Origin of the sequence: Serratia sp. LS-1, from assembly GCF_003719595.1 — a bacterium.
Classification (GTDB): Bacteria; Pseudomonadota; Gammaproteobacteria; order Enterobacterales; family Enterobacteriaceae; genus Serratia; species Serratia ureilytica.
Genome location: NZ_CP033504.1, coordinates 1,040,534 through 1,066,655, shown reverse-complemented (window position 1 = coordinate 1,066,655; position 26,122 = coordinate 1,040,534). Strand labels below are relative to the sequence as shown.

Sequence of the window (26,122 nt, the reverse complement as noted above, 5' to 3'; positions counted from 1 at the left end):
GATTAATTAATAGCTCGTTATATGTGTGCGAGAATTACAGGTAATTGAACTTGCCGGCTTTAGACGGAAGTTTACGGCCTGGATTACGTTTACCGCCATTACCCAGGGAATTGAAACGGTTAACAATTTCTTTCGCGTTATCGCGAATAGCTGAAAACTCTTCCGTGTCTACCACTTCTGTAATGGTGTCCACGTCTTCCTTCACGGAATTAAGCTGATTTTCAATGGTGGCTACACGCGCCTCCAGATCGTTCAACGCATTTGCCAACGCCTGTAATTTATCGTCGTTTTGCGCCGAATCGTCTTGTGGGGTTTCTTCCTCAAACTTCGGTTTAATACCAAACAGCTTTTGCCAATTTTTCATCTTTCCTTCCTGCTTAATTTTGCCATCATGGGAAATTACATAACTGTAATATCCCTTCTTAGTTAAGTTGCGCCGACTAAAACGCAGGCGTGTGGTGCCAATACTGGCTGGGGTATCCGTTACAGCCAGCCCCTTGAGGTAAGTACGTTCCCCACCGCGCCAGTTAAGTTCTGGCTCAACAGAGAAATAAAGTAATTGCCCTTCCTCATTCGCATAAAGCAAACGTCTATTTGGGCAGATACTGACAAATAGCCGGGCTAAACCATCATCCCCATCCTGCCAAAACGCATCCAGGACTTCGCCAAAATTACCGGCGTCACACTCATGCTCAGGCCAGATCAGTGCGGCATAGTGGTTTATGTCGTAGGTTTCCCCCATATCGACAATCCATTGTCTTTCTAATATCCGCCCATCAACGGTATCCCCTTCGGTAGCAACACACAGCCAGTCAGTTTTTAAATGAGACATATCCCTCCTGATTCCCCCCCTGACGCTGCAAATCAATTATTGCCAATTAAACACACCGGCGCACCCTGCATTATTCTGGATAATTCGGTTATAGCCCTTTATCGAACATTCACGAATCTGCGCCGTCATTTTTTATTACAGCCACGGCATAATTAACCGCATGGCTAAATACTCTGAAGAATTAAAAGGCGTTGCGCGCGCTCTTTACCTGCGCCGCTATACGCCTAAGGAAATTGCATCCGAATTAAATCTGCCTAATGGGCGGATCGTTTACTATTGGGCTGAAAAATATGGCTGGCAGGCTCTGCTGAGCGTTGAGAGCACAGAAGACGCGATCGAAAGGCGCTATCAGCTACTTGCCGGGCGTGATAATAAAAGCGATCTCGACCTGAAAGAAATGGACTTGCTTATCGCCCATGCCACAAAGCTACGGGCACAGCGCAATAAGCATAAAGAGAAGATGGCAGGCAGCCAGGGCGGAGAACCGGCAGGCGAACACGCAAACGACGAGGAAGGGCGCAAAGGCAAACGGAAATATAAGAAAAATGATATTTCTACGCTGACGCAGGAAGATTTCGATACCTGGGCAGAAGAACACCTTTTCGCCTACCAAAAGCACCTGCGCCAGAATATTGGCCAGCAGGTGCGAAACATCCTTAAAAGCCGGCAGATCGGGGCAACCTGGTATTTCGCGTATGAGGCGTTTGAAAATGCAGTAATGACGGGCGATCCGCAAATATTCCTTTCCGCGTCAAAGGCGCAGGCGGAGGTATTCCGGTCTTATATCGTCAACATTGCAGAGCAATATTTCGGCATCACCCTGACCGGGAACCCTATCCGCCTGAGCAACGGCGCAGAGCTGCGTTTCCTCTCAACCAACAAGAACACGGCGCAGTCATACAGCGGGCACCTGTATTGCGACGAGTATTTTTGGGTGCCGAACTTCACCCACCTTAACGAGGTGGCCAGCGCAATGGCCACCCATGACAAATGGCGCACAACCTACTTTTCTACACCATCGGCCAAAACGCACCAGGCATACCCATTTTGGATGGGGGACGAATGGAAACAGGGCAGCAAAAAGCGCACGGCGGTTAAATTCCCTGATTTCGATGAACTGCGCGACGCTGGCCGGGTGTGCCCTGATGGCCAATGGCGCTACATCATTACGATGGAAGACGCGATCGCCGGCGGCTTCAACCTGGCCAATATTGAAAAACTGCGCAACCGCTACAACACGGCCACATTCAACATGCTCTATATGTGCGTCTTTGTTGATAGCAAGGACTCCGTTTTTAGCTTCGCCGACCTGGAAGCCTGCGGCGTTGAGGTGGACACCTGGCAAGATCACAACCCGGAGGCCTTGCGCCCATTTGGCGATCGCCCCGTTTGGGGAGGTTTTGACCCCGCCCGCAGCGGTGATTTGTCGTGCTTTGTGATTGTCGCTCCCCCCATGTTTGCCGTGGAGAAATTCCGCGTATTGAAGGTGATTTACTGGAAGGGCATCAACTTCCGATACCAGGCAAGGCAGATTGAGCAGCTGTTTAAAAAATACAACTTCACCTACCTGGGGGTAGACATTACCGGCATAGGGAGCGGTGTATTCGACAACATCCAGCACTTTGCCATGCGTGTGGCGGTGCCTATCCGTTATGACGTGAACACGAAAAATCAGCTGGTTTTAAAAGCGGCTGACGTGGTGGAAAGCCAGCGCATCGAATGGGACAAAAACCTGAAAGAGATCGCCGCCAGCTTTATGGCGGTGCGCCGTACAACCACCCAAAGCGGTAATGCAATGACGTTTGTTGCTGACCGCAGCCAAGACACTGGCCACGCCGAGGCGTTTTGGGCGATCACGCACGCCCTACATAACGAACCCCTTAACTACGAGAACAAACCCAAATCCCGATGGGGAGTGAAAAAAGCAGCATGACGAAAAAGAAAAAGTATGTGAAACGCGAGCACCGCGGCCCACAGTCAAAAAAAATGAGCATCATCTCATTTGATAAGCCCGAACCAGTTTTAACCACGGGAACGGATTACCGGAATATCTGGTATGACAAAGCCGCCGATCACTACACGCAGCCTATCGACCGGTTAGCCCTGGCGCAGCTTATCAATCTCAACGGCCAGCATGGCGGCATTATTCACGCCCGCAAAAACATGGTGTTGTCTGATTACCAGGGCGGCGGCCTTACCTATGACCAACTGGAGGCAGCAATTTTTGATTATTTGACCTTCGGCGATATTGCGTTAGCCAAAGTGCGCAACGGATGGGGGGATGTAATTGGGCTGGAACCCCTGCCCGGCCTCTACTTGCGCCGGCGCAGAACTCAGGAGGATGGGCACGATATTCCTGGCGATTATGTCGTACTGCAAGAAGGGGAACCGCAGGTGTACCCCGAGGAAGATATTATCTTCATCAAGATGTATGACCCACAGCAGCATATTTACGGCTTACCCGATTACATCGGCGGTGTTCACTCGGCGTTGCTTAACAGTGAAGCGGTCATTTTTCGCCGCCGTTATTACCATAACGGGGCGCATACCGGCGGCATTCTTTACACCCGAGATCCCAGCATGACGGATGAAATGGAGGAAGAAATCGAACGGCAGTTGCGCGACAGCAAAGGCATCGGCAACTTCTCCACGATCCTGGTGAACATTCCAGGCGGCGACGGCGACGCCATCAAATTTATTGAGATGGGTGATATATCCGCAAAGGATGAATTTGCCAGCGTCAAGAACATCAGCGCCCAGGACATTTTAAACGCGCATCGCTTCCCTGCCGGATTGGCCGGCATCGTTCCGCAGAACACAGCTGGATTAGGCGACCCCGAAAAGGTGGATCGGACGTATAAAAAAAGCGAGGTGTACCCAATCGTGCGCCGAATGGCAATGGCCATCAAGAACGATCCTGAAATCCCTCCGCACCTGTATCTAACTTTTGCTTCTGAAACAACAGATAAGGATGCAGCATGAGGCAAAAAAGGCTAAAATCCCGGCATGTTTTAACAGCTGGAGAGCGGAATATGAGAGTCCTGAAAATTGAATGCCCGGAGTGCGGCTCAAAGGCTGTGATTCGCAAGACCAACCGGAAACACCGGCAGATTGCAGATATTTATTGCGCCTGCGCTGATGTGGAGTGTGGGCATACTTTTGTCATGAATTTAACCTTTTCCCACACGATTAGCCCCAGCGCGAAAACAGGGGATAAGTTGCTGAAAACCGTTGTTGAAGGCATGAGCCAACAACAACGGCAAATGATGCTCGATTTATTGCAGGGTGCCGCCTCCGCCGCCTGAATTAACGCCTCCACCCTGGGGGCGTTTTTGAATCTGCCGCTCAACGTCTGCCGCCAGTGTAGTAGTCATCTCAGAAATCCATGATAAAGCCAACTCCCGATCGTCGCTGCTGCAACGTCCGTTAGAGACTAAGCGCGCCACAAGTTCAATGCGCTGTATAGCCAGTGATTCAAAGAAAAAATCCCTCACGGCTTCCTCCATCTTATTCTAGGTTTAGCAATTTGATACTGTATATCCGTACAGTATACATATTATTTAGCAAAATGAATAATTCTGTAACTACCCATTCCAGCCCGGCCACAACTCACACGCCGGATCGCTGGCCGTTTCCTCCAGGCGTCCATTGCGCATTTTTAACATTCGGTCGCCGTATATCCGCAGGGCGCTGCCCCTGGTGAGTATGTCTATCTCATACTGATCGCCGGCAAAACCACGTCGCTGTAACTCCCTCGATAATCGCCGCCATTCCTCTGGCGTACAGTTATTGACAGAACTCCTAGGCGACGCGTTCGCGTCGCTAACCCCAGCCGCCTGATCGGCGGCCAACTTCGGCACAATCTTCCACTGCGTCACACGGGTTAAAATCGGCGTATCCATGCCCACGGATGGAGAAAACACCCCTTTCACCCTGATCACCTCCTCCCCAAATGGGTTAACGTCCTGGCTTACCTCGTACCAGGTACGGGCAACCAACTCATCGCGGCGAACGAACGGCCCGCCCTGAGCATTGATATAACCGGCCCAATCGCCAACGTCTGCCGCATCGTGTACCGCTGCAAACTCAACGCTTAGGCCCATTGCCGTATCATGATCGGACATGCGGCGCAGTTCGCGGTAAACAGTCACCGGCGCACCGCCAACAAATTGAAACTGACGGATACGCCAGCGCGCCGACCAGGCAGCAGCAGCGGCAGCCGCTTCTTTCATCGGCTTGCCGCTTTCGTCGTCCAGCTCGTCGTCCAGGGCGTACCCGTCGATATTTTTGGAAATGTATTTGGCCACATAGCCGGTGGCGGAGCCTTTTTCTGGGTCGATGGTTTCCGCATGGAAACGGGCTTTGCGGGCTTTAGCAGTAATAAGCTCCACGCCATCCTCCTCAAAGGCGTAATCCCGCAGGATTTGCCGCACCTGGTCGGCCTCGTCTGGACGCATGAAAAACAGCATGTGCCAGTGGGGGGTGCCATCGTGGTGCGGTTCGGCCACGCGGATGCCGAAAATACGCAGATCTTCGCGGTGCAGCTTGGCGCGCGCTTTCTCCCACACGCGGCGCAAATAGCGCTGGGTGTCCGCCGGGCTGCTGCCGTTCCACTTGCGGTTGCGGTGTCCGTGGATCGTGGTGGCGTGGAATTTTGACGGGGCCGTTAGCGTGTAAAACTCCGCCATGTAGCCCAGGCTGTTGCAGATATTTTCAAAGCCGCGGATGCGTACCATCATTTCAGTGCGGCGAATAGCCGGGTTGGCCACACTGCCCCAATATTTGTCGATCAGGCTGATGCGGTTGCCATCTTCATCTTCAAGCTCCATCGACTTGAGGAACTCGCGCGTCCGGCGCTTTTGTTCCTTCCATTCGTGAATGGTCATTTTGCTGGCGTAGGTGCTGGCGCGCTTGCTCACGTTGTTCAGCGCAATCTGTAAGTGTTCGCGCCATTCGCCCGCATGACGGCGCAGGCGGCCGAGCCACCACTTATCAGACATCATGCGAGACACGGCGGAAACCGCCTCATCTTCGCAGAAAAAGCGGTTAATCATTTTTTCCCAGTGAGGCACATTCTGGCGGAATGCCTGGGTGATAGTGCCAGCGCGAACAAACAGCGCGTGCGCTACCTTGAGATCGCCACAATCCGCCATTTCCTGGTTGATTGTGCCCAGCTCAAGGCAGATAAAGCCGGCAATGTCCTGGGCAAGTAGCTCAATATCGGCCCGCGCCATATCCGGCAAGTTGTTGAACCGCCACATTAGCTGGGCGGTGTCGGCAGTCATTTCCGAGATGTGGTAACTGGTTGAAATCAGGTTAACGCGCGGCAAGATGCGCTCGACAAAGGTTTTTGCCAAGAACGCATTGGCCCGCTGAATGCCCTGTTCTTTCTCAAGCTGATTGGCACGGCGCGTCACATCCAGGCGAACAATCGCCGGCTGCTTTTGCAACAACGCTTGGGCACGCGCCAACGCTTCGTTTTCTTTTTCTCTTTGGTGAATCTCGTCATAAGTCGGAAAGGGACTGGCGATCGCTGGACGTGGGGCGTTCCACGAGAACGCCCATTCGGTAGCAGATGCAACCGGATTCAGCATGAGAACGGCTCCCGCTCAATGCTCAGCATCACATACCCTGAAAGCCATTCCTCCAGGTTAGTAATGTGAGTAATGCGCACCCAGACGTGATTACCAAGGAACCCTTCCAAGTGGTCAAACTCCGGGTGTTGCCCAAATTCATGTAAGCAAAGGAGATCGCCGACACAGTAACCTCTATCATTGAGGCGAAACTCTGCCTTTTTCTGACCATTTACCACTGCCGCGAAATGTTCAGGACGGATTTTTAAATCATGCATTCTCATCACATCACCTAATCGTAATTTTGCATTTCAGGGCGCTGCGCCGCCTCTTTGTCAGCCGCGCGCCCCATCCACACCCAGACGGCACAAAAGCCGCCGATCAGCAGTACCCAGCACATGAAAGCCCCTCGTTTTTCCATTTCTCAGCGTCCTGGCGCAGCAGTTCCACGATCTCCACGGCGGATAAATCTTGGTTGGCCATTGAGGTGGCCATACGGTCTAAGTGACTGGAAAACTTCACGGCGGCATCCGCCTGGGCTTCGCGGCGCGCCAGGTCAAGCGCATGTTTAAGGGAGGCGCGCGCGGCGCGGTTGCTAATGTCTTGGCCGATAGTTGGCATGGTGCTTTCTCCGATTTGGGCAAAAAGAATCCCCCGGCTACCAGGTGGAAGCCGTGGGGCGTTTGTGATTAGTGGGTTTTAGTGTCGGCGCTGGCCGGTAGTTGTCTCGATAAAGCGTGACGCGCTGCCGTCCCGAAAAATCAGCGAGTCAGCTGGTGAAACGTTCGGCGCTGGCAGGCGGTGCAGCTCATAGGTTGCCGACCACCATTGGAGGATCAGCGCGGTAATGCTGCCCTGCCCCAACATCCCCGCCACATAGAACAGGGCGCGGATAGATGCCAGGGTTTCCGCCTGTTCTTCGGCGGTGCCTGCTTCACGGTATGCACGGCACCAAAACGCCGCATTGGAGGCAAACCACTGGTAAGGGCTGGTCAAGTGCATGGAATCATTGAAAACAAACGGCTCCAGGGCAACAAGGCCATCAACTTCTTGGCATTTGGCCAGGAAAAAACGGGCATAATTTGGCGCTACGCCCCACGCCGCCAAATCGTCCATAAGCCCCTGCTTTTCTACCATGATGATTTTCATAACTTTCCTCAGTGTTTTACATGTAATGCGGTAATGCGCTGCAGCAGATCCGCACGGGATTGCAGGCGCGCGGCAGCATCCTGTTGCCTGGCCTTTTCAGCGTTTGGCTTGCGCTGCTCCGGCATACCCGGCACCGCTACGCGGAAATCCAAATCGTTGAAGCCGGCGAACATATCCAGCATCACGCGCAAGCGCTGGATGCCGCGCTTGAGTTGGCGCAATTCGCGCTGGCTGAAATCGTCCCAGGCGTAATTACAAAACAGTGACTTCATGCCGGCAGCGTGGAGCAACACGCCACGGCGTGACGGGCTAAGGCTGTTCCACACCTTGCGGGTTTTGCTGTGGTGGCCATGTAAAGTGGCGCGGCATACAGCTAACCAATGCTCATGATTCGCCATCGTTACCCCCTCATTCCCATCAAGCGGAACCACCAGGGGCGGCGCTTGGCCTGTTTACCTGGTGCAACGGAACCCCCTGAAAACACCACTCGGCTGGCGCATGGCTGCCAGCGCTGGCCGTTCGGCAGCTCAATCCAACCGTGGCCAAAGCTGGCCAGCTGCGGGGCCGGTGATTGTCGTTTCAGGTATTGCGCAAAAGCTTTCATGTAGTTACCTCAGCTCATGCCGAATGCCGGCGCGCAGGTGTTGAATACATCAACAGCGGCGGCCAGCACTGGCGTAGATTGGAAACGCGCTTCTACCGACACGACGATCAGCGACAGATCACGAATTGCCTGGTTGGCACGGTCGAGAATGGCGTTTTTACGGGATTGCGTCATAGGCGCATTGGATGCGGTTTCGCCGGCGATAGCGCCGATCGCCGCAGTGGCGCTTAACGTGTGAGTAGGCAAGCTGTTGGGCTTTGCCTCGTTGGTTGGAACCGCCGGCAAGCAATTCAGTTGTGCCAACAGGCCATCAAGGATTGCTGCATCGTCAGTGATCGCGGTGAGTGTCACCAGCTGGGAAAGCGTCAGCTCGTGTGGCTGCTCCGGGTTCAGCTTATTGCGTAGCACCTGCGGCGAGACATTTAGCGCCGGGGCCAACTCAGCCAGATTGTGTGCCTGAGCGAATCGCCGGCAAGCGCTGCTTAAATGTGAGTGTTTGGATGTTTGGTAATCAAACATAGCGGTTTCCCTCCCCCTATCGCAAAATCGAACTATGCCGTGGCAATGTCACAATTTGAGAGAGCATCAACGGTCAACTGCGCAATGTTGATCATGACTTTTTCGCGTTTTTTGTCTTTACGTAGGCGATGGCGAGGCAAACGCCCATCGGCCAACATGTCATTGATAGTATCCTCAGCCAAACCAGTAAGTTCGCTGTAACGCTCTATCGTGACGTGAGGTGTGATCAGAGTGATTGAAATGTTAGGTCGCATGATGCAACATCCCTCTTTGCTTGGCTTGTGGCGAGCCGTTGTTATTAGTGATTACATGTGAAGTTTCCCAAAACGAACTTCATGGCGAACATTAAGATCGCTTTGGGAATCTGTCAATCTTTTTTGTTCGACTGGAAGAACTTTATGGATTTCAAAACCGGAGGGCGCAAAGTCATTGATCGCCTCATTGAGGCGTATGGCTTCACTACTAGACAAGCGCTATGCGACCATTTAGGTGTTTCTAAGAGCACTTTAGCGACACGTTACATGCGAGATCTGTTTCCCGCTGAATGGGTGATTCAGTGCGTACTAGAAACAGGTGTTTCGTTACAATGGTTAGCTAATGGGCAAGGAGCGATGATTGAAGGTGATCAAGGAGATATTCAAAAAATTGTACGAAAAAAGATCATCGATGGAATAATTTACGATTCTAACTATTACTATTTAGACAAGACAACTATTGCTTATGATTTAATCAATGGCATAGCCATTGCAGATAATAAAAGCATCTATATTGCAGAACTAAACTTCTCCGAAGTGACCGATGGAAAATGGTTGATAGACATAGATCGCAAGGCAAGCATTAGAGAAATAACCCGTTTACCCAAAGAAAGAATTAAAGTTGAAAACGGGAAACACTCTTTTGAATGCTCAATAAATGATATTACTTTTATCGGAAAAATCAAAACAAAGATCACAGAAATAGATTAATCCTGGAGATGTTATGATTAGTGGATTATTTATAAGAAATTATAAAATATTTAAGAATCAGCATTATATACCTGTATGTCTGGGCAGCAAAGCTAGTTATCTGATAGGGGAAAATGGTGTTGGGAAAAGTACCGTTTTGTCTGCTATTGATACTTTATTGAACAACACAGATATAAACAAACTAGATATTAACAACGAGGCAAGAAGCTCAGGATTAGATACCAGGGAGCCATTTATTGTACCAATTTTTTTAATTGAAAAAGAAAAGGTAAAGGCAAAAAAAAATGCTGTGATGATGCGAGCATTAGAAATTATAAGTTCTATTACTTGGCAACTAGAAACTGACGATTTTAGTTTATTACAGAGACCTCTTGCCGAAAAATTCGTTGAACACAAATCAATCCTACTGAAAGATTACAATGAAAAATCCCATTATTTAATCCCTATTGGATTCATAAAAAACAGACCCAATGAAATCCCTATTCCTTCAATGTCAATATTTGAATTTATAGGTGACTACAAAGAGCAATTAGAAGAATTAACAGATTTATTCCCATCGACAGCATGGTTAAAAAAATACAATCTTGAGGATTTATTATCTAGAGTTTTATCATTCATTCGTGAATTGTATTCATATATATATATACCAGCAGAAATAAGTGTAAATAGCTATGCAAAAATAGAAGGTGAGCTAGCTCAATCATTATTGGGTGAAGACATTCAAACAAAAATAAGTAAAATAATTAAAGTAAAAGATATTACAAGCATAAACAGACATTTAAATGAATATGTAGACAGCATTACAAAATTACTTGGCAACAAATATCACTTTAAGAAACCAACACAAAGGCAATCTCAGTTCACCCAGAGACATATGGTCTTAAAGATAATTGAGACATATTTCAGTGACAGAATCCTTCATTCTAAAGGTGATGGGAAGGATACTCCAATAAACAATCTAAGCTCAGGGGAAAAAAGGCAGGCGTTATTAAATTTAGCTACTGCATTCCTTAGAGAAAACCCGAAAAAACCATTAACGCAAACAATACTGGCATTTGACGAACCAGAACTATCTTTGCATGCCACTGCATGTTTTGAACAATTTGAAAAAATAAAAAGAATATCAACCTATGGAGTTCAAACATTAGTAACAACTCACTGGTATGGCTTCTTACCAGTTGTAGGCAGAGGTACAGCCGTTTATATATCCCCTTCACAGACACACATTAAAGCTCTAAACTTAAATAATTATAGAGACGAGATAACCACTCTCGTAAAAGAATCACAAGGTAATTATCTAGATACCTTGGAAGTAAAAAGCAACCATGACTTAGTACAATCTATAGTCGCCTCTATCACATCAAAAAATGCTTACAATTGGCTGATATGTGAAGGAAAGACAGACAAAAAATACATTGAAACTCATCTATCTAGCGAGGGAATTGAAAATCTGGTTGTTTTATCCGTAGGCGGTTCCATTGCACTAAAAAAAATATATAACTACTTAAACCTAGCATTAAATGATAGAAGGCCAATTATTAGTGGGAAAGTACTTTGTGTATTAGACACTGATTCTCATTATGAACACTTTAATACGGACGAGTCCGTTCCAAGTATTAGGATCCGCCGCTTATTGCTCAATGAAAAAAGAAGTACAGTTGAACTAGTTAAAACGACAGAAAAAAGAATGCATCCACCAACAGAAATAGAAGATGCTTTAGATGGGGTGTTTTTCTTTGAAACCATGCTCTCTTTAAGAAACAAAGGAGAAACTCGTTTAGATTTTATTGAGAGCACAGAGATATTAGACTCTAAAGTATCAGGAGGCTTTTTCAACTTCACGGAGAAGCAAAAATCAATCATCCAGAAATACTTCAACGAAATAGGTAAAAAGGATTTATTCTGTAATGAATACTGTAATATCATCAATGAATCCGAGGATGTCAGAACACCAGATTGGCTAATGGAAGCCGCTGAGTTTTTCTGCCCAGATTTATATGATTATTAATCGCAATGTATCCATTTTTGAAAACACACATTGACCACTGTTTATATATACAGTTAAATATCCCACAGTTTTGAAAGGAGGGATATAATGGCAGTTCGTAAACAATCATCCGGTAAGTGGTTATGTGAGTGCTACCCTGCTGGCCGTGAAGGTCGCAGGGTACGTAAGCAATTCGCAACTAAAGGTGAAGCCTTAGCGTTTGAACGCTTCACTATGGAGCAGGTAGACAATAAGCCGTGGTTAGGCGAAGCGATAGATCGCCGCAAGCTGAGCGATATCGCCAAACTTTGGTACAACCTACACGGACAATCCCTCACCGCTGGTGAACGTACCTACAAAAAACTATGCCTTGTCATCGAAGCCCTAGGCGATCCCCCTGCTACCACCTTCACCGCAAAAGACTTCGCGCATTATCGTGATAAGCGTCTGTCCGGTGAAATCTACTTTTCAGAGAAGTGGAAAAACGGCGCAGAACCTGTGACCGTCAATCTTGAGCAAAGTTACCTAAGCGGCATGTTTAGCGAGCTGGCGCGGCTAGGCGAATGGAACCAGCCCAATCCGTTGGAAAACATGCGCAAGTTTACCGTTGCAGAAAAGGAAATGGCGTGGCTGACGCACTCACAAATCACAGAGTTGTTTGCAGCCTGCAGCAAAGGCGATTCTGATTTGCCGCTCGTGGTCGAGGTATGCCTCAGTACTGGTGCTCGCTGGCGAGAAGCGGAAAACCTCACCCGGTCACAGATAACTCCGCATAAAATCACCTTCATCCGAACCAAAGGCAAAAAGAATCGCAGCGTTCCGATCAGTAAAGCACTGTACAAGAAGTTGGTAACACGGGGCGATGATCGTCTATTCAGCGAATGCTATTTTCGCTTTATGGCCGCGCTTGAGAACACCAGCATTCAATTGCCCAAAGGCCAGTTAACCCATGTGCTACGCCATACCTTTGCGGCGCACTTTATGATGTCTGGCGGCAACATTCTGGTGTTGCAACGCATCCTCGGCCATCATGATATCAAAATGACTATGCGTTATGCTCACCTTGCACCGGAGCACCTCGAAACAGCCCTGCAATTCAATCCGCTGGCGACTATGCCAGGTGGCGACAAAGTGGCGGCATAGGTTGGCAATCCCCGTATTTCCTCCCCCTTCATCGGTATAAAAACTCTTTATAAAACAAATAACTCATTGATTTTATTTTTGTAGTGAGGAAATCGGGTTTTTTGTTGCCTGAAGCAGCCCGCAACACCCGCTGTCGCGGCCTCGTCGTCAGGCATAAAGCATCCTATCTCTGAGCGTCGCTTACGCCAGCCTCCCTATCAATGTGCAGGTTTCAACATAGAAACGCTGCTTGTGGGTTCGCCACTGTTCAAAGAGATGGCGTCACAAACGGGACTTAACAACAGCACTCTCGTCGCCGTCGGCTGGGTGCTCTTTGGTGGCTCATTCCATCATCTTCCTGTATGTCATCACGTCATGGTACTGCACCGGAAGAAGACCAGCATTGTCCCCCATGATAGTCGAGGCGAACTAATTCACCTGTTTTATTTTTTCTTTAATTTTAATTAGCTTTTTTATATACGCATTGCTCTTATCCCCTTTATCTATCTCCGCAGAAATCAGAGAGAGGAAGCTATCATTAAAATCATCTTTGGCTAATGGGTTAGCTCCATGAGCCAAAAGAACCTCAATGTGTTCTGGGCAACTGTTATACAACGCATTAATTAATGGCGTTCTGTTCATAGCGCCTTTGATATTAACATCAGCTTTGTAAGCTATTAGAGTACTCAATGTCTCTGTATTAACCGCTTGAAAACTTTTGAAAATTATTGGCTGATTGTTTATTTCATCCCTTGCATTAGGCGATAGTCCGCCTTCAAGCATAGCCTGTATCCAGACGCCTTTATCCGCTTTCATGACATACTCAGCCGGGCTACTTCTCCCTTCCGGCCTTGGCTGCAATGGGTCTGCTCCCGCCTTGACCAAATCCGTAATGATCTTGAGCCGCTCTGGCGTGTTCTTGTCAAAGATAGCGTTATTGATCGCCCAGAATAGCAACGTCATATCCGCCTTAGCCGGCCGATTTAACGTTTCTTTGCTTACCGTCGATAAAACCTTATCCAGCTTTTTTCTGTCACCCTCGTAGATGATATTGGCGATGTCCAGCTGCGTCCCTTCAAAATAATCTTGTGGCTGTAGATCCCTACCTTGTTCGCATCCCTGCATCATGAGCATCGACAGCAACATGATAATGATAAGAGCCCTGTGCCTCATGCCATCTCCATTTTAAGCGTAACCACGGTTCAACTTTGCTTTTTCACCGTATCAGCATCCCTCTATGCCCTTGAATACTGAGAACGGCTTATTGACTGACAGGGAGAGGTGGCCATTTCCCACCACGCTTAATTAGCTCGTCTTTGATACGCTCAAGAGACGCTTTCGCCTCACTACCGTCCGGGCTTCTATTAATCAGCCGTTGCAGTTGATTGCCCATCGTCCAACCCGAGTTGCCTCTTATATCACTATCGGCGCCTTTTTCTAATAGAAGAATGACGTGGTCATAGGAGTGATAATCTAAAGCATCGATGAGCAGCGTATCACCCAATGAATTTCTTATATTTATATCAGCGCCATGCTCCAACATGACCTCTAATGTCTCTGTATTTTTTGCAAAGATGCTATTGAATATAATGGGTTGATTATGAACCTTATCCTTAGCATTTGGAGAGAGCCCGCCCTCTAACATAGCTTTTATCCATACGCCTTTATTCGCCTTCATAACAAATTCAGCTGGGCTACTCCCCCCCTCAGTTCTTGGCTGCAGTGGATCTGCCCCCACCTTGACCAAATCCGTAATGATCTTGAGCCGCTCTGGCGTGTTCTTGTCAAAGATAGCGTTATTTATCGCCCAGAATAACAACGTCATCTCCGCCTTGGCCGGTCGATTTAACGTTTCTTTGCTCACCGTCGATAAAACCTTATCCAGCTTTTGTCTGTCACCCTCGTAGATGATATTGGCGATGTCCAGCTGCGTCCCTTCAAAATAATCTTGTGGCTGTAGATCCCTACCTTGTTCGCATCCCTGCATCATGAGCATCGACAGCAACATGATAATGATAAGAGCGCTGTGCCTCATGCCATCTCCATTTTAAGCGTAACCACGGTTCAACTTTGCTTTTTCACCGTATCAGCATCCCTCTATGCCCTTGGATACTGAGAACGGCTTATTTACTGACAGGGAGAGGTGGCCATTTCCCACCACGCTTAATTAGCTCGTCTTTGATGCGCTCAAGAGACGCTTTCGCCTCACTGCCGTCCGGACTTCTATTAATCAGCCGTTGCAGTTGATTGCCCATCGTCCAACCCGAGTTGCCCCTTATATCGCTATCGGCGCCTTTTTCTAATAGAAGAATGACGTGGTCATAGGAGTGATAATCTAAAGCATCGATGAGCAGCGTATCACCCAGTGAATTTCTTATATTTATATCAGCGCCATAATCCAACATGACCTCTAATGTCTCTGTGTTCTTCGCAAGAATACTTTTAAATATAATTGGCTTATTGTTGACTTTATCTTTTGCATTAGGAGATAGCCCCCCATCTAACATGGATTTTATCCAGATTCCCTTATCTGCTTTCATAACAAATTCAGCGGGACTACTTCTCCCTTCCGGCCTTGGCTGCAGTGGGTCTGCTCCTGCCTTAACCAGATCTGTAATTATCTTAAGCCGCTCTGGCGTGTTCTTGTCAAAGATAGCGTTATTTATCGCCCAGAATAGCAACGTCATCTCCGCCTTGCCCGGTCGATTTAACGTTTCTTTGCTTACCGTCGGTAAAACCTTATCCAGCTTTTGCCTGTCACCCTCGTAGATGATGTTGGCGATGTCCAGCTGCGTCCCTTCAAAATAATCCTGCGGTTGTAAATCCATACCTTGTTTGCACCCCTGAATGATGAGCATAGACACTAGCATCGTGATAATGAGTATGATTTTTTTCATATTCGTCCCTTGATTGTGGCAATGTCATCGTCTTTCTCATTTTCAATGCATTGTATCGCCTGGTCTATACCGTGCTTATCCAGCAGTGAACCTGTTCCACCGGGAAGCGTGTGCTTTACTCCCACGGCGTCAGGCGCCAACATGGACAACCGCTCTTTCGCCATCACCGCCGGGGGATAAAATTTAAGGTCTTTGGCATCTTCCCACAAATCAACCTCCTGCAGCTTGGTCAACAGCTCCCCTTTTACGCGATACGCCTGAATATTATCGGCGCTGCCTATTATAGAGCCACCGTATTTTTCGACGGTTCCCGCATTCAGACCTGCTGCATTAAACGTCCAAGCCGGTTTGCCGCTGGCTATGGAGGTCGCAGAGGCCATACCGCCTCCTAATGAATGACCCGCAACGTCAATATTTGATACTTTCGAAATTTTATCGCCAATTATAACGGCTTGTTTATAGTATTCAGAATTAAACCCCAACCCCTGAGCGCCGTTATTTGACCAGTCACTCAGGTTTTTAATCCCTGACAAATCGCCGTTCAATAACGCTTTCTGGGCAGCCTTGCTTATTCCCTCCGGGAACTCGGGCGCACGCGATCCGCGGAACACCACCGTCGGGTTCATCGCTTTGCCAAAGACCTTCTCATCAGGCTGATAAACCCGAGCCAGAAAGCCCGGCGTATCCTCATCGTCATAGAGCATATCTTTGCTTAAACCGAGTTTACCCAGCGCCCCATCATTGTTACTGATATCCTTCCAGCCTTCAGGGATGTCTATCGTGTCCTTGAGCGGGTTAGTGGTCTTATAGACATTCTCAGCCAACTTCGCCTTTTCGACCGCGACGTTGTTCTCCGCCAGGCGCTGTGCCGCCATGCGCGCATCCGGGTAAATGCTGCGGTTGCCTCGCCCTATCAGGTACTGGCGTTCTTGCCAGCGTTCTGCCTTGGTCAGTGGACGGATGGCCTGCACCGTGGCGGCAACGGTTGCCACTGCGGTCGCGATGGCTTGTTGCAGAGGGGGATTCCGGGTCGTACTCTGCCTCGCCGGCAGCACCGTCGGTTTTGCCCGGTGGCCATAGCGGCTGACCATTTCTTCATAGCGGGCGATCACGCGCCCGGTAGGATAAAAGGCGGGAAGAGAGCTGCCTGGGTAGCGCTGTAATCGGCCTTCCGCGTCGACGTAAAAGGCATATTTCGTCGGCGTCCAGGTGCCGATTCCCTGATCAATCGCCAGCAAGCCGCCCCGGTTGATCTCATCGAGTACGCTGCGCTTCATAGCCACGTCCTCACGATAACCGGTGACGCCAATCCCGGATTGAGTATTGCGGGTAATAGGATACCGGCTGCTTATCGATATGCCGGCTGCGCCGCCGAACAAATAGTGCCGTTCCAGCTCATGCCGCGCTGCTGTCGGGTTAAGTATCCTGGAAAAGCTTTCCGGCGCCGTGTGTTCAGAGGAGAAATGAATCAGTTTCATACGGTGCCTGCCCACTCGCAGGGTTCCGTGGTCGGCACAGGCGCACCATCATCAAGCAACTCGCCAGGTGTGCGGCTTTTACGGGGCTCGTCGAGCGTTAGCGAACGATAACGCATTGGATATCCTTATCTTCTGTGTCATTCCATTAATAGGGAATGCGCAAAATTATCACACTTCAGTAAAGATTTCTTTGCTCTATTTCTATACGCGCGCATCCTCTCCCATCCATGCAGCTGCGTGCTTCCTGTGCCCTTGTGAAGAGGTATTGACTTGCGTATTTCGTTGCCATGTCGCGCCTAAAAGCCACGTCCGAAAGCAATCAGTCGAGTGTCAAAGATGCGGGAATGATAAGGAGACAGGAAGGAGAAAGGCTCCGCCAACCAGGAATGGCCAGCAGAGCGGCGTCAGGCGGCGGTTATTTCTGCTCAGCCTGGCTTACGGTGTCTTCGGCTTTCCAGATGCGGTATTTCACTTCCGCGTCTTTCGGCGCATACACCACGATCGGCAGGCGGCTGTTGTAGCGCTGCATCGCGGCGTCGCCCAGGTTGGCGGCGATGAATTTCTTGGTCTTGGTATTGTCCTGGCAGGCCATCATGGTCGAGGCCGGTTCAGACAGCTTCTCCAGCACCAGGTAGTCGTAACCCCAGCCGGACAGGGTTTTGGTCTCCAGCGTGCCGCCAATCATATGGCGGTTGCAGTCCACTTCCAGCGTCTTGCCGATCAGCAGTTCTACCTTGTAGTTCTCTTCGTGCTCTTGCTTCGGCAGGTAGATCACCTGGCGATTCATGCCCTTCTCGGCTTTCGGGTAAGGCGCGACTTTTTCCAGCGGCTGTTTGCTCATGTCTGCGTCATCGCCAGAGGTCGCCGCCATAGCGCCAGCGGAAACGGCCATCAGCAGGCCGGAAAATACAACGGATGCCTTGTTCATGTTTTATCCCTACACTTTGTCAAATAATCCGACTATAAACTAATACACTACCGCCAAGCCCGCCACAGGTTTAATCTTCTTTACAATAGGTGATAAATAGTGACAATCGCCTGATATAAACCGTTAAGCGGAGCAATTAGCCAGCACACCCTCGGGTTAAGACGAGAAAAACAAGCGATTACCTTCGCACAAGCGGGTGTATCAGATAGGATTTTCTTGCCGGCGGACTAAGGTTTTCTTAAGACAGAATTATTACAGTGACGTCATTCAATCCTGTCACCGAGCCTGCGCGTGAATCCAGAATCGTCATTAAATCAATCCTCAACGACACCGCAAATTAAGACAACCGCCCTTTACTCCCTGTCGACATCCTTTTACCGTTGGCAGGTTTTTGGCCTGCTGATCAGCGGTCTGGTGTTTCTGTGGCTCTCCCGCAACGAACAGCTGGATTGGGCGATCAGCAACTATTGGTACGATGCCGCCAGCGGGCATTTCCCGTGGCAAAACAATTATTGGCTGGATCTGATCAATCACCGCCTGTTGAAACAGATAGTGATCGTAGGCGCGGTGCTGACGCTGTTTTGGGGCATCTATCGCCGCAGCGCGCGCCTGATCGTGACCATGCTGCTGATTGGCATCGGCCCGCTGGTGGTGGGCATTCTCAAAGCCACCAGCGCGCACTCCTGCCCGTGGGATCTGATTGAGTACGGCGGCAAAGCGATGTCCTTCCCGCTGTTCGGCGCGGTACCGGCGCTGCCGGGCCCCGGCCGCTGTTTCCCCGGCGGGCACGCCTCGAGCGGTTTCGCGGTGATGGCGTTGTTTTTCCTGTTTTATCCGCAGCGTCCGCGCCTCGCCTGGTGGTGTTGGTGCGGCGGCATCGCGCTTGGCATGGTGATGGGCTTTGGTCAGATCATGCGCGGCGCACATTTTCTTACCCATAACCTGTGGGCGGGTTGGTGGGTTTGGTTAAGCCAGTTGGCTATTTATTGGACGGTTAGCGGCTATTGGCGCCGCAAGACGAGGTAACGGTTATGGAACAGTTGAACCATTTTCTTTTCGCCTGGATCAATGCGACTCCGGCGTCTCCCGAATGGATGATCGATTTCGCCACCTTTTTGGCGCGCGATCTGATCATCATCGTGCCGCTGCTGATCGTCGGTCTTTGGCTGTGGGGGCCGCAAAGCCAGCTGGTTTCGCAACGCCAGGTGGTAGCGAAAACCACTATCGCGCTGCTGTTCGCCATGCTTGCCGCTTCCGCTATCGGCGCGCTGCTGCCGCATGAGCGCCCGTTCGTCGCCGGCGTTGGTTATACCTTCCTGCCACACGCGCCGGACAGCTCGTTCCCGAGCGATCACGGCACCGCCATCTTTACCTTCGCGCTGGCGTTCCTGTTCTGGCACCGCGTTTGGTCCGGCGTGCTGCTGATGATCGTCGCCGTCGGCATCGCCTGGTCACGCGTTTACCTCGGCGTGCACTGGCCGCTGGATATGGTCGGCGGTTTCCTGCTCGGCCTGGTGGGCTGCCTGTTCGCCCAACTGGTGTGGAATCTGTTCGGCGATGTCATCGCCGACAGGCTGTCGCGCCTGTATCGTTTCCTGTTCGCCTTCGCCATTCGCCGCGGTTGGGTGAAAGAGTAACCGCACAACATGACAGGGGCGTTACCGCCCCTGCTTATTTCACACCACGCCGGTGGTCACGCAGAACGCCCGCGTTTTTCCCGCTCCCAGCATCACTCCCTCACCCTCTGGCGCATTCGGGCGGCAGTTTGCCGGCTGGATAAAGGAAAGCAACTGCCGGTTGCCCTGAACGGCGATGCGCCGGAGACCATAGTTGAATTGCCCGGTGGCGAAACGCGTTACATAGCGCCGGCCTTGCGGCGCCAGCATAAAGAATTCGGCTCGGTCCACGTAGCGAGACAGATCCTCGGAACACAGCAGTTCCTGCCCGAGCGCCTCCCCCAACAGCGCCGGCGTCGGCAAGTTTTGGCGGAATACCGCGTCGGGAATGCAATCGTAGTTGAGGCGGCACACATAGCGCAGCGGCTGCGGCCGATCGGCCAGATTGGTGACTTTCATCTCAATGGCGAACTGCGCGCTCTGCGCCGCCAAACGCAGCGCCGGGCCGATGCGCCATCCCTCGCCCAACCGCTCGCCTTCGCCCTGCAACGTCAGCTCGTCGCCCGCCAGCTGCAGCCACACGCGTTGCATCTGGAGCGATGCGCCGTCGTGACTCGGCCAGGCGGGGCAGAACGCGGCGACATCATCGCGCTTTCTTCCGGCGCCCCGCCCGCTGCGGCGGCCCGATTTCAATGAGTAACCGTCAAATTCAGCATCCCAAATCGCCAGGCCCTGATACGGCAAGACCGTCAGTGCCCCGCGCCGATTCGCCAGCGTCAGCATTGGCCCGCGCTCTGCGCAGCGATGGGCGCTCACCGCGAAATCCGCATTGCGGAACAGCGCCTGCCGATGCGCCCCGAACGCGGCAGGAACCAGATCAATGTTGATTTTCATCGTTTTCCCTCGACATTTCGCCCGCGCAGGCCGCGAGCGGCCGCTGAAAATGTTATTTAAATAACAAATACACCTCCCCTAAGTTATACATATAACAGTGAGATAACTATGATCTCGTCGACATTTTTCAAATCCCGCTAGGTTTACCCGCATTGTAATGTTATTATTTTCACATCCTCTATCAACGCTCTTTTCTCAACTTCATTAAGGAACCGCGATGACCTCCGAAAACATCGATTACGCCCGCTATGTCGACCACACCCTGCTGGCCATGGACGCCACCGAAATGCAGATCGCCAAACTGTGCGAAGAAGCCCAGCAGCACAACTTCTATGCGGTGTGCGTCAACTCCGGCTACGTGCCGTTGGCAGCCCAGCTGCTGCAGGAAAGCACCGTGAAAGTCTGCTCGGTGATCGGTTTCCCGCTGGGCGCCGGCCTGACCGTCGCCAAAGCCTTTGAAGCCAAAGCGGCGATCGCCGCCGGCGCGCAAGAGATCGATATGGTGATCAACGTCGGCTGGCTGAAAAGCGGCCTGCTGGACGAAGTGAAAGCCGACATCGCCGCCGTGCGCGAGGTTTGCGCGGCGATCCCGTTGAAGGTAATATTGGAAACCTGCCTGCTCAGCGATGCGCAGATCGTCCAGGTTTGTGAAATGTGTCGCGAACTCGATGTCGCCTTCGTTAAAACCTCCACCGGCTTCAGCACCGGCGGCGCTCGGGAAGAGCACGTCAAACTGATGCGCGAGACGGTGGGCAGCGAAATGGGCGTGAAAGCTTCCGGCGCCGTGCGCGATCGCGCCACCGCCGAGAAGATGATCAAAGCCGGCGCCACGCGTATCGGCACCAGCTCCGGCGTTGCCATCGTATCCGGCGCGCAGGCGGCGGCTGGCAGCTACTGATCGTCGGCGCGCCTTGACGGGCGCAGCCAATACACTCCGATGCGGGACAATACGGGCGGCCGATGCGGCCCGATATTGCCCCGCATCGTTGTGTTTAGCGCCGGAAACGGCGGCACGCTTTTTTACCTCTACTACCTGTGGGAAGACGGATCTATGGAAACGCGGCGCGAAGAACGTATCAACCGGTTAGTTCAGGCGTTAAAACGCGCTGACAAGATCCACCTGAAAGAAGCCGCCGCGCTGCTGGGGGTCTCGGAGATGACCATTCGCCGCGATCTGAGCGCCGAGCCGGCGGCGGTGGTGCTGCTCGGCGGCTATGTGGTGACCGATCCGCGCAGCAACGGCGTAACCAACTACTTCGTTTCCGATCAAAAAGCCAAACAGGTCACGGAGAAACGGCGCATCGGCCTGCTGGCGGCGCCGTTGATTAATGAAAACGACACGGTGTTTTTCGACTGCGGGACCACTACCCCGACGATCATCGACGCCATTGCCGACGAACTGACCTTCACCGCCGTGTGCCATTCGCTGAACACCTTCCTGGCGCTGCAAGACAAACCGAATTGCAAGGTGATCCTGTGCGGCGGCGAGTTCAAACCGAACAACTACATCTTTTCCAGCGTCGGCGGCCGCAATGAGCTCGATCACATCTGCCCGAACATCGCCTTTATCTCCGCCGCCGGTCTCAGCCTGCGGCACGGCGCCACCTGCTTTAACTTCGACGAGCTGGAGATGAAGCATCGCGCAATGGCGATGGCGCAGCAAAAGATCCTGGTGGCGGATCACAGCAAGTTCGGCAAAATCAAGCCGGCCTGTATCGGCCCGCTGACGCAGTTCGATCGGGTGATCACCGATCGCCAGCCGGACGCCGACTTCATGGCGTTCTTCAACGATAACGCCATCGCTACCCGCTATTGATCCCCCTTCAGCGCCGTCGGAAGCGACGGCGCGCCGCTGAAATCTCTCTTTTCCCACAGCCCGAGATGAACAAATAATGCGCAATCGATACGCATTTTTCGCTTATCCTCACGCAACATCAGGTTAATAAAATGCAACAGGTCACCCGAGTGATTATTTTCTCTCTGGTCAAACCTGCTTTCAGCTGGATGAATTAACGACTATTTATGGCTTTTATATGATAAATCGCGCCAAAGACCGGGATGTTTAAATAAACGGCCGGTTAGGCTATTGCAGCAAATCTCGCCAATACCTGTTAGCTATCTGTTATTTATATGATGAATGGTTACGCATTTTTATCCGCTAACCACGTAAGTAATTTCCCTTCGTTACTAGCGGTGTTTTTCAATCAAAATCCTTTAAAAACAAACTAATACCGCTCATTTAACTTAAAAATACAATGTGATCTACGTCACTAAAACTGCTTAATCCGGGTTTTTAGCTAGATCCAAAACCACGCATAAAATATATTGCTCGGCTTGCTGCTGAGCACAGCGCTTTATCCGGCTAATTATTGTACAAGCCGCATAATCGCAGAAATTTTTATGAGAGCGTTCTCAGCACAAAATCTTACACAAATGTGCAACAAATGCGCGAAAAATCGATGAAAAAGCAGATAACTGCACACATTACGCATTTGAGAGCAGGATCACGGTTGTTTCTACTGTAAATCGTTATCTTGCCGCCAACAAAAATCGACAGGCAAAGACCTGTCGGCAACGGTAACGACTTTTATCACCCCGTGGCGGTGAAAAGTCTTTGGTGAATTACCCGGCGCTGTGCCTGTGGTAATGAACACAATAAACAACCAGGGGGACGCCAAAACATCCCCGCAAGCAACACCTGATTCTTACCGCAAGCGTTGCCTGAATAGGACGTTTGACGGTTTAACCTTAAGTTTTGCCTTTTAATTTTAAATTCGTGTTCACTTCGGAGATATTTATGGACACTACACAGACCGGCACAATTGCCTCTGCGGCTTCGGGTTCCAGCACTACCTGGCGTAAAACGGATACCATGTGGATGTTGGGCCTGTACGGCACCGCCATCGGCGCAGGCGTCCTGTTCTTGCCAATCAACGCCGGCATCGGCGGTTTGATTCCTTTGATCATCATGGCCATCATCGCTTTCCCGATGACCTTCTTTGCCCACCGCGGCCTGTGCCGTTTCGTTCTGTCCGGTAAAAATCCCGGTGAAGACATCACCGCCGTGGTAGAAGAGCACTTCGGCATCACCGCCGGTAAACTGATTACTCTGCTGTACTTCTTCGCCATCTACCCGATTCTGTTGGTTTACAGCGTGGCGATAACCAACACCGTCGACAGCTTCATTACCCACCAGTTGGGCATGACGTCGCCGCCGCGCGCCATCCTGTCGCTGATCCTGATCGTCGGCCTGATGACCATCGTGCGCTTCGGTGAGCAGGCCATCGTGAAAACCATGAGCATCCTGGTCTTCCCGTTCGTGGCGGTGCTGATGCTGCTGGCGGTATACCTGATCCCTAACTGGACCGGCGCCATCTTCGAAAACGTGTCGCTGTCCGGCAGCGGTACCGGCATGGGTCACGGCCTGATCATGACCCTGTGGCTGGCAATCCCGGTGATGGTGTTCTCCTTCAACCACTCGCCGATCATCTCCGCCTTCGCCGTCGCCAAACGCGAAGAGTACGGCGCAGACGCCGAGAAGAAATGCTCCCGCATTCTGGCTTATGCACACATCATGATGGTGCTGACCGTGATGTTCTTCGTGTTCAGCTGCGTGCTGAGCCTGACGCCGGAAAACCTGGCGGAAGCCAAGGCGCAGAACATCTCGATTCTGTCTTACCTGGCCAACCACTTTAACAACCCGATGATCGAGTACATCGCGCCGGTTATCGCCTTCGTCGCCATCACCAAATCGTTCCTGGGCCACTACCTGGGCGCCCGTGAAGGCTTCAACGGCCTGGTCGCCAAGTCGATGAAGAGCCGCGGTAAAACCGTCAGCACCGCCAAGTTGAACCGCATGACCGCTATCTTCATGCTGGTGACCACCTGGATCGTCGCCACCCTGAACCCAAGCATCCTGGGCATGATCGAAACCCTGGGTGGCCCAATCATCGCCATGCTGCTGTTCCTGATGCCGATGTACGCCATCCGTAAAGTGCCTGCCATGCGCAAGTACAGCGGCCACATCAGCAACGTGTTCGTGGTTGTGATGGGTCTGATCGCCATCTCTGCCATCGTGTTCAGCCTGCTCGGCTAATCACGCCCGGCCGGCGCCGCTTGCGCGCCGGCCCTCCCGCACTCCCCCATTTCCCGTATTCACCGCCTGAAACCTGAAGAAGGAGGCGAGACCATGGTCAGCGTTTTCGATATTTTCAAAATCGGCATCGGCCCATCCAGCTCCCACACCGTTGGCCCGATGAAGGCCGGCAAACAGTTCGTCGACGAGCTGATCGCGCACCAGCAGTTACAGGACACCACCCGCGTGGTGGTCGACGTCTACGGTTCGCTGTCATTGACCGGTAAAGGTCACCACACCGACATCGCCATCATCATGGGCCTGGCCGGCAACCTGCCGCACGATGTGGACATCGACAGCATTCCGGGCTTTATTCGCGACGTTGAGCAACGCGGCCGCCTGCCGCTGGCCAACGGCCACCACGAGGTGGATTTCCCGCTGCACGGCGGCATGAACTTCCACAGCGACAACCTGCCGCTGCATGAAAACGGCATGCGCATCCGCGCCTTCGCCGGTGAACGCCTGCTGCACAGCAAAACCTATTACTCGATCGGCGGCGGTTTTATCGTCGACGAAGAGCACTTCGGCCAGTCCGCCGAGGGCGCCACGCCGGTGCCCTATCCGTTCAAATCAGCGCACGATCTGCAGCAGCATTGCAAGGAGACCGGGCTGTCCTTGTCCGGCCTGGTGATGCAAAACGAGCTGGCGCTGCGCAGCAAGGCGGATATCGACGCGCATTTCGCCGATGTCTGGCAGGTGATGAGCGCCGGTATCGAGCGCGGCATCAACACCGAAGGGCTGCTGCCCGGCCCGATGAAAGTGCCGCGCCGCGCCGCCGCGCTGCGCCGCATTCTGGTGACCGGAGACAAGAACAATATCGATCCGATGAACGTGGTCGATTGGATCAACATGTTCGCGTTGGCGGTCAACGAAGAGAACGCGGCCGGCGGCCGCGTGGTCACCGCGCCGACCAACGGCGCGTGTGGCATCATCCCTGCGGTGCTGGCCTACTACGACAAGTTCATCCGCCCGGTGAACGCCAACTCCTACACCCGCTATTTCCTGGCGTCCGGCGTGATTGGCGCGCTGTACAAGATGAACGCCTCGATCTCCGGCGCCGAAGTGGGTTGCCAGGGGGAAGTGGGCGTGGCCTGTTCAATGGCGGCGGCCGGGTTGACCGAGCTGCTCGGCGGCAGCCCGGCGCAGGTGTGCATCGCGGCGGAGATCGCCATGGAGCACCATTTGGGGCTGACCTGCGATCCGCTCGCCGGCCAGGTTCAGGTGCCGTGCATCGAACGCAACGCCATTTCCGCCGTTAAGGCGGTCAACGCCGCACGCATGGCGATGCGCCGGACCAGCGAACCGCGGGTTTGTCTGGATAAGGTGATCGAAACCATGTACGAGACCGGCAAAGACATGAACGCCAAATACCGCGAAACCTCACAGGGCGGGCTGGCGATCAAGGTCGTGGCCTGCAACTGAT

The 26,122-nt window shown here is 51.7% G+C and carries 27 protein-coding genes; 12 read left to right on the top strand and 15 right to left on the bottom strand.

Going from position 1 to position 26,122, the window contains the following annotated elements; genetic code table 11:
* Nucleotides 1-34: 34 nt before the first annotated feature.
* Nucleotides 35-832 carry a GPO family capsid scaffolding protein gene (locus EDY99_RS05195; RefSeq protein WP_060437273.1) on the bottom strand — a complete coding sequence of 266 codons (798 nt, stop codon included), beginning with the start codon at nucleotides 830-832 and terminating at the stop codon, nucleotides 35-37.
* Between the two features lie 160 nt (nucleotides 833-992).
* Between EDY99_RS05195 and EDY99_RS05190 the strand changes: the two genes are divergently transcribed.
* The 3 genes from EDY99_RS05190 to EDY99_RS05180 are packed head-to-tail and all read left to right on the top strand — an operon-like array spanning nucleotide 993 to nucleotide 4,137.
* Entirely contained in the window at nucleotides 993-2,765 is a 1,773-nt protein-coding gene (locus tag EDY99_RS05190; protein ID WP_123061531.1) for a terminase large subunit domain-containing protein, read from the top strand.
* Complete coding sequence (locus tag EDY99_RS05185) at nucleotides 2,762-3,814, top strand: phage portal protein (RefSeq protein WP_123061530.1); 1,053 nt, start codon at nucleotides 2,762-2,764, stop codon at nucleotides 3,812-3,814. Before EDY99_RS05190 ends, EDY99_RS05185 begins: the two co-directional genes overlap by 4 nt.
* A complete protein-coding gene (locus tag EDY99_RS05180; protein WP_060437276.1) occupies nucleotides 3,811-4,137 on the top strand; it encodes an ogr/Delta-like zinc finger family protein in 327 nt (108 codons plus the stop codon). The genes EDY99_RS05185 and EDY99_RS05180 overlap by 4 nt, the downstream gene beginning before the upstream one ends.
* Nucleotides 4,138-4,416: 279 nt before the next feature.
* On the opposite strand, the gene EDY99_RS05170 is transcribed toward EDY99_RS05180, so the two are convergent.
* The 8 genes from EDY99_RS05170 to EDY99_RS05135 form a co-directional block, all read right to left on the bottom strand.
* Nucleotides 4,417-6,426 carry a replication endonuclease gene (locus EDY99_RS05170; RefSeq protein WP_123061529.1) on the bottom strand — a complete coding sequence of 670 codons (2,010 nt, stop codon included), beginning with the start codon at nucleotides 6,424-6,426 and terminating at the stop codon, nucleotides 4,417-4,419.
* Nucleotides 6,420-6,689, bottom strand: coding sequence for a DUF3850 domain-containing protein (locus tag EDY99_RS05165; protein WP_241157686.1), 270 nt, complete (start codon nucleotides 6,687-6,689; stop codon nucleotides 6,420-6,422). Before EDY99_RS05165 ends, EDY99_RS05170 begins: the two co-directional genes overlap by 7 nt.
* Nucleotides 6,690-6,786: 97 nt before the next feature.
* Nucleotides 6,787-7,026 (bottom strand): DUF2732 family protein, encoded by a 240-nt coding sequence (locus tag EDY99_RS05160; protein WP_123061527.1) that lies wholly within the window; start codon nucleotides 7,024-7,026, stop codon nucleotides 6,787-6,789.
* Between the two features lie 78 nt (nucleotides 7,027-7,104).
* A complete protein-coding gene (locus EDY99_RS05155) occupies nucleotides 7,105-7,554 on the bottom strand; it encodes a hypothetical protein (RefSeq protein WP_225528967.1) in 450 nt (149 codons plus the stop codon).
* An 8-nt stretch (nucleotides 7,555-7,562) separates the two neighbouring features.
* Nucleotides 7,563-7,952, bottom strand: coding sequence for a hypothetical protein (locus tag EDY99_RS05150; protein ID WP_164489260.1), 390 nt, complete (start codon nucleotides 7,950-7,952; stop codon nucleotides 7,563-7,565).
* 2 nt (nucleotides 7,953-7,954) lie between these two features.
* On the bottom strand, nucleotides 7,955-8,158 hold the full coding sequence (locus EDY99_RS05145; RefSeq protein ID WP_123061526.1) for a phage filamentation protein Fil family protein: 204 nt from the start codon (nucleotides 8,156-8,158) through the stop codon (nucleotides 7,955-7,957).
* 9 nt (nucleotides 8,159-8,167) lie between these two features.
* Nucleotides 8,168-8,677 (bottom strand): phage regulatory CII family protein, encoded by a 510-nt coding sequence (locus tag EDY99_RS05140; RefSeq protein WP_079451006.1) that lies wholly within the window; start codon nucleotides 8,675-8,677, stop codon nucleotides 8,168-8,170.
* Between the two features lie 32 nt (nucleotides 8,678-8,709).
* Complete coding sequence (locus tag EDY99_RS05135) at nucleotides 8,710-8,931, bottom strand: regulator (protein ID WP_100396482.1); 222 nt, start codon at nucleotides 8,929-8,931, stop codon at nucleotides 8,710-8,712.
* A gap of 144 nt (nucleotides 8,932-9,075) precedes the next feature.
* Here EDY99_RS05135 and EDY99_RS05130 point away from each other — a divergent pair, with 144 nt between their 5' ends.
* From EDY99_RS05130 to EDY99_RS05120, 3 genes are all read left to right on the top strand, one after another.
* Nucleotides 9,076-9,642 carry a phage repressor protein CI gene (locus EDY99_RS05130; protein WP_123062160.1) on the top strand — a complete coding sequence of 189 codons (567 nt, stop codon included), beginning with the start codon at nucleotides 9,076-9,078 and terminating at the stop codon, nucleotides 9,640-9,642.
* Nucleotides 9,643-9,655: 13 nt separating this feature from the next.
* Nucleotides 9,656-11,650 carry an ATP-dependent endonuclease gene (locus tag EDY99_RS05125; protein ID WP_123061525.1) on the top strand — a complete coding sequence of 665 codons (1,995 nt, stop codon included), beginning with the start codon at nucleotides 9,656-9,658 and terminating at the stop codon, nucleotides 11,648-11,650.
* Nucleotides 11,651-11,737: 87 nt separating this feature from the next.
* Nucleotides 11,738-12,772: a tyrosine-type recombinase/integrase gene (locus tag EDY99_RS05120; protein ID WP_123061524.1), complete on the top strand. Its 1,035-nt coding sequence runs from the start codon at nucleotides 11,738-11,740 to the stop codon at nucleotides 12,770-12,772.
* A gap of 408 nt (nucleotides 12,773-13,180) precedes the next feature.
* Here the strand turns inward: EDY99_RS05120 and EDY99_RS05115 are convergent, their stop codons facing one another.
* The 5 genes from EDY99_RS05115 to eco all read right to left on the bottom strand — a co-directional run bounded on the left by EDY99_RS05115 (nucleotide 13,181) and on the right by eco (nucleotide 18,054).
* The gene (locus EDY99_RS05115; protein ID WP_123061523.1) at nucleotides 13,181-13,924 is read right to left on the bottom strand and encodes an ankyrin repeat domain-containing protein; all 744 of its coding nucleotides are present in this window, start codon (nucleotides 13,922-13,924) and stop codon (nucleotides 13,181-13,183) included.
* Between the two features lie 88 nt (nucleotides 13,925-14,012).
* Nucleotides 14,013-14,786, bottom strand: coding sequence for an ankyrin repeat domain-containing protein (locus EDY99_RS05110; protein ID WP_123061522.1), 774 nt, complete (start codon nucleotides 14,784-14,786; stop codon nucleotides 14,013-14,015).
* Nucleotides 14,787-14,874: 88 nt separating this feature from the next.
* Nucleotides 14,875-15,648: an ankyrin repeat domain-containing protein gene (locus EDY99_RS05105; protein ID WP_046686750.1), complete on the bottom strand. Its 774-nt coding sequence runs from the start codon at nucleotides 15,646-15,648 to the stop codon at nucleotides 14,875-14,877.
* Complete coding sequence (locus EDY99_RS05100; RefSeq protein WP_123061521.1) at nucleotides 15,645-17,126, bottom strand: phospholipase; 1,482 nt, start codon at nucleotides 17,124-17,126, stop codon at nucleotides 15,645-15,647. Before EDY99_RS05100 ends, EDY99_RS05105 begins: the two co-directional genes overlap by 4 nt.
* A gap of 415 nt (nucleotides 17,127-17,541) precedes the next feature.
* Nucleotides 17,542-18,054, bottom strand: coding sequence for a serine protease inhibitor ecotin (gene eco, locus EDY99_RS05095; protein WP_103101110.1), 513 nt, complete (start codon nucleotides 18,052-18,054; stop codon nucleotides 17,542-17,544).
* Between the two features lie 291 nt (nucleotides 18,055-18,345).
* Between eco and EDY99_RS05090 the strand changes: the two genes are divergently transcribed.
* Nucleotides 18,346-19,080, top strand: coding sequence for a phosphatase PAP2 family protein (locus tag EDY99_RS05090; RefSeq protein WP_047024962.1), 735 nt, complete (start codon nucleotides 18,346-18,348; stop codon nucleotides 19,078-19,080).
* A gap of 5 nt (nucleotides 19,081-19,085) precedes the next feature.
* Complete coding sequence (gene ybjG, locus EDY99_RS05085; protein WP_033642512.1) at nucleotides 19,086-19,691, top strand: undecaprenyl-diphosphate phosphatase; 606 nt, start codon at nucleotides 19,086-19,088, stop codon at nucleotides 19,689-19,691.
* A 39-nt stretch (nucleotides 19,692-19,730) separates the two neighbouring features.
* Here ybjG and EDY99_RS05080 read toward each other — a convergent pair whose 3' ends face one another.
* Nucleotides 19,731-20,564, bottom strand: a complete 834-nt coding sequence (locus tag EDY99_RS05080) for a hypothetical protein (RefSeq protein WP_033642511.1) — start codon at nucleotides 20,562-20,564, stop codon at nucleotides 19,731-19,733.
* 217 nt (nucleotides 20,565-20,781) lie between these two features.
* Between EDY99_RS05080 and deoC the strand changes: the two genes are divergently transcribed.
* From deoC to EDY99_RS05060, 4 genes are all read left to right on the top strand, one after another.
* Nucleotides 20,782-21,462, top strand: coding sequence for a deoxyribose-phosphate aldolase (gene deoC, locus EDY99_RS05075; RefSeq protein WP_033642510.1), 681 nt, complete (start codon nucleotides 20,782-20,784; stop codon nucleotides 21,460-21,462).
* Nucleotides 21,463-21,615: 153 nt separating this feature from the next.
* Entirely contained in the window at nucleotides 21,616-22,380 is a 765-nt protein-coding gene (gene deoR / locus EDY99_RS05070) for a DNA-binding transcriptional repressor DeoR (RefSeq protein WP_042784074.1), read from the top strand.
* Nucleotides 22,381-23,361: 981 nt separating this feature from the next.
* Nucleotides 23,362-24,660, top strand: coding sequence for an HAAAP family serine/threonine permease (locus EDY99_RS05065; protein ID WP_033650641.1), 1,299 nt, complete (start codon nucleotides 23,362-23,364; stop codon nucleotides 24,658-24,660).
* 93 nt (nucleotides 24,661-24,753) lie between these two features.
* On the top strand, nucleotides 24,754-26,121 hold the full coding sequence (locus EDY99_RS05060) for an L-serine ammonia-lyase (RefSeq protein ID WP_033642507.1): 1,368 nt from the start codon (nucleotides 24,754-24,756) through the stop codon (nucleotides 26,119-26,121).
* Nucleotide 26,122: the final 1 nt, after the last annotated feature.

Excerpts from the sequence above, each read along its gene's own strand:
- EDY99_RS05195 (WP_060437273.1), bottom strand. The coding sequence starts at position 832 with ATGTCTCATTTAAAAACTGACTGGCTGTGTGTTGCTACCGAAGGGGAT.
- EDY99_RS05190 (WP_123061531.1), top strand. The coding sequence starts at position 993 with ATGGCTAAATACTCTGAAGAATTAAAAGGCGTTGCGCGCGCTCTTTAC.
- EDY99_RS05185 (WP_123061530.1), top strand. The coding sequence starts at position 2,762 with ATGACGAAAAAGAAAAAGTATGTGAAACGCGAGCACCGCGGCCCACAG.
- EDY99_RS05180 (WP_060437276.1), top strand. The coding sequence starts at position 3,811 with ATGAGGCAAAAAAGGCTAAAATCCCGGCATGTTTTAACAGCTGGAGAG.
- EDY99_RS05170 (WP_123061529.1), bottom strand. The coding sequence starts at position 6,426 with ATGCTGAATCCGGTTGCATCTGCTACCGAATGGGCGTTCTCGTGGAAC.
- EDY99_RS05165 (WP_241157686.1), bottom strand. The coding sequence starts at position 6,689 with ATGAGAATGCATGATTTAAAAATCCGTCCTGAACATTTCGCGGCAGTG.
- EDY99_RS05160 (WP_123061527.1), bottom strand. The coding sequence starts at position 7,026 with ATGCCAACTATCGGCCAAGACATTAGCAACCGCGCCGCGCGCGCCTCC.
- EDY99_RS05155 (WP_225528967.1), bottom strand. The coding sequence starts at position 7,554 with ATGAAAATCATCATGGTAGAAAAGCAGGGGCTTATGGACGATTTGGCG.
- EDY99_RS05150 (WP_164489260.1), bottom strand. The coding sequence starts at position 7,952 with ATGGCGAATCATGAGCATTGGTTAGCTGTATGCCGCGCCACTTTACAT.
- EDY99_RS05145 (WP_123061526.1), bottom strand. The coding sequence starts at position 8,158 with ATGAAAGCTTTTGCGCAATACCTGAAACGACAATCACCGGCCCCGCAG.
- EDY99_RS05140 (WP_079451006.1), bottom strand. The coding sequence starts at position 8,677 with ATGTTTGATTACCAAACATCCAAACACTCACATTTAAGCAGCGCTTGC.
- EDY99_RS05135 (WP_100396482.1), bottom strand. The coding sequence starts at position 8,931 with ATGCGACCTAACATTTCAATCACTCTGATCACACCTCACGTCACGATA.
- EDY99_RS05130 (WP_123062160.1), top strand. The coding sequence starts at position 9,076 with ATGGATTTCAAAACCGGAGGGCGCAAAGTCATTGATCGCCTCATTGAG.
- EDY99_RS05125 (WP_123061525.1), top strand. The coding sequence starts at position 9,656 with ATGATTAGTGGATTATTTATAAGAAATTATAAAATATTTAAGAATCAG.
- EDY99_RS05120 (WP_123061524.1), top strand. The coding sequence starts at position 11,738 with ATGGCAGTTCGTAAACAATCATCCGGTAAGTGGTTATGTGAGTGCTAC.
- EDY99_RS05115 (WP_123061523.1), bottom strand. The coding sequence starts at position 13,924 with ATGAGGCACAGGGCTCTTATCATTATCATGTTGCTGTCGATGCTCATG.
- EDY99_RS05110 (WP_123061522.1), bottom strand. The coding sequence starts at position 14,786 with ATGAGGCACAGCGCTCTTATCATTATCATGTTGCTGTCGATGCTCATG.
- EDY99_RS05105 (WP_046686750.1), bottom strand. The coding sequence starts at position 15,648 with ATGAAAAAAATCATACTCATTATCACGATGCTAGTGTCTATGCTCATC.
- EDY99_RS05100 (WP_123061521.1), bottom strand. The coding sequence starts at position 17,126 with ATGAAACTGATTCATTTCTCCTCTGAACACACGGCGCCGGAAAGCTTT.
- eco (WP_103101110.1), bottom strand. The coding sequence starts at position 18,054 with ATGAACAAGGCATCCGTTGTATTTTCCGGCCTGCTGATGGCCGTTTCC.
- ybjG (WP_033642512.1), top strand. The coding sequence starts at position 19,086 with ATGGAACAGTTGAACCATTTTCTTTTCGCCTGGATCAATGCGACTCCG.
- EDY99_RS05080 (WP_033642511.1), bottom strand. The coding sequence starts at position 20,564 with ATGAAAATCAACATTGATCTGGTTCCTGCCGCGTTCGGGGCGCATCGG.
- deoC (WP_033642510.1), top strand. The coding sequence starts at position 20,782 with ATGACCTCCGAAAACATCGATTACGCCCGCTATGTCGACCACACCCTG.
- deoR (WP_042784074.1), top strand. The coding sequence starts at position 21,616 with ATGGAAACGCGGCGCGAAGAACGTATCAACCGGTTAGTTCAGGCGTTA.
- EDY99_RS05065 (WP_033650641.1), top strand. The coding sequence starts at position 23,362 with ATGGACACTACACAGACCGGCACAATTGCCTCTGCGGCTTCGGGTTCC.
- EDY99_RS05060 (WP_033642507.1), top strand. The coding sequence starts at position 24,754 with ATGGTCAGCGTTTTCGATATTTTCAAAATCGGCATCGGCCCATCCAGC.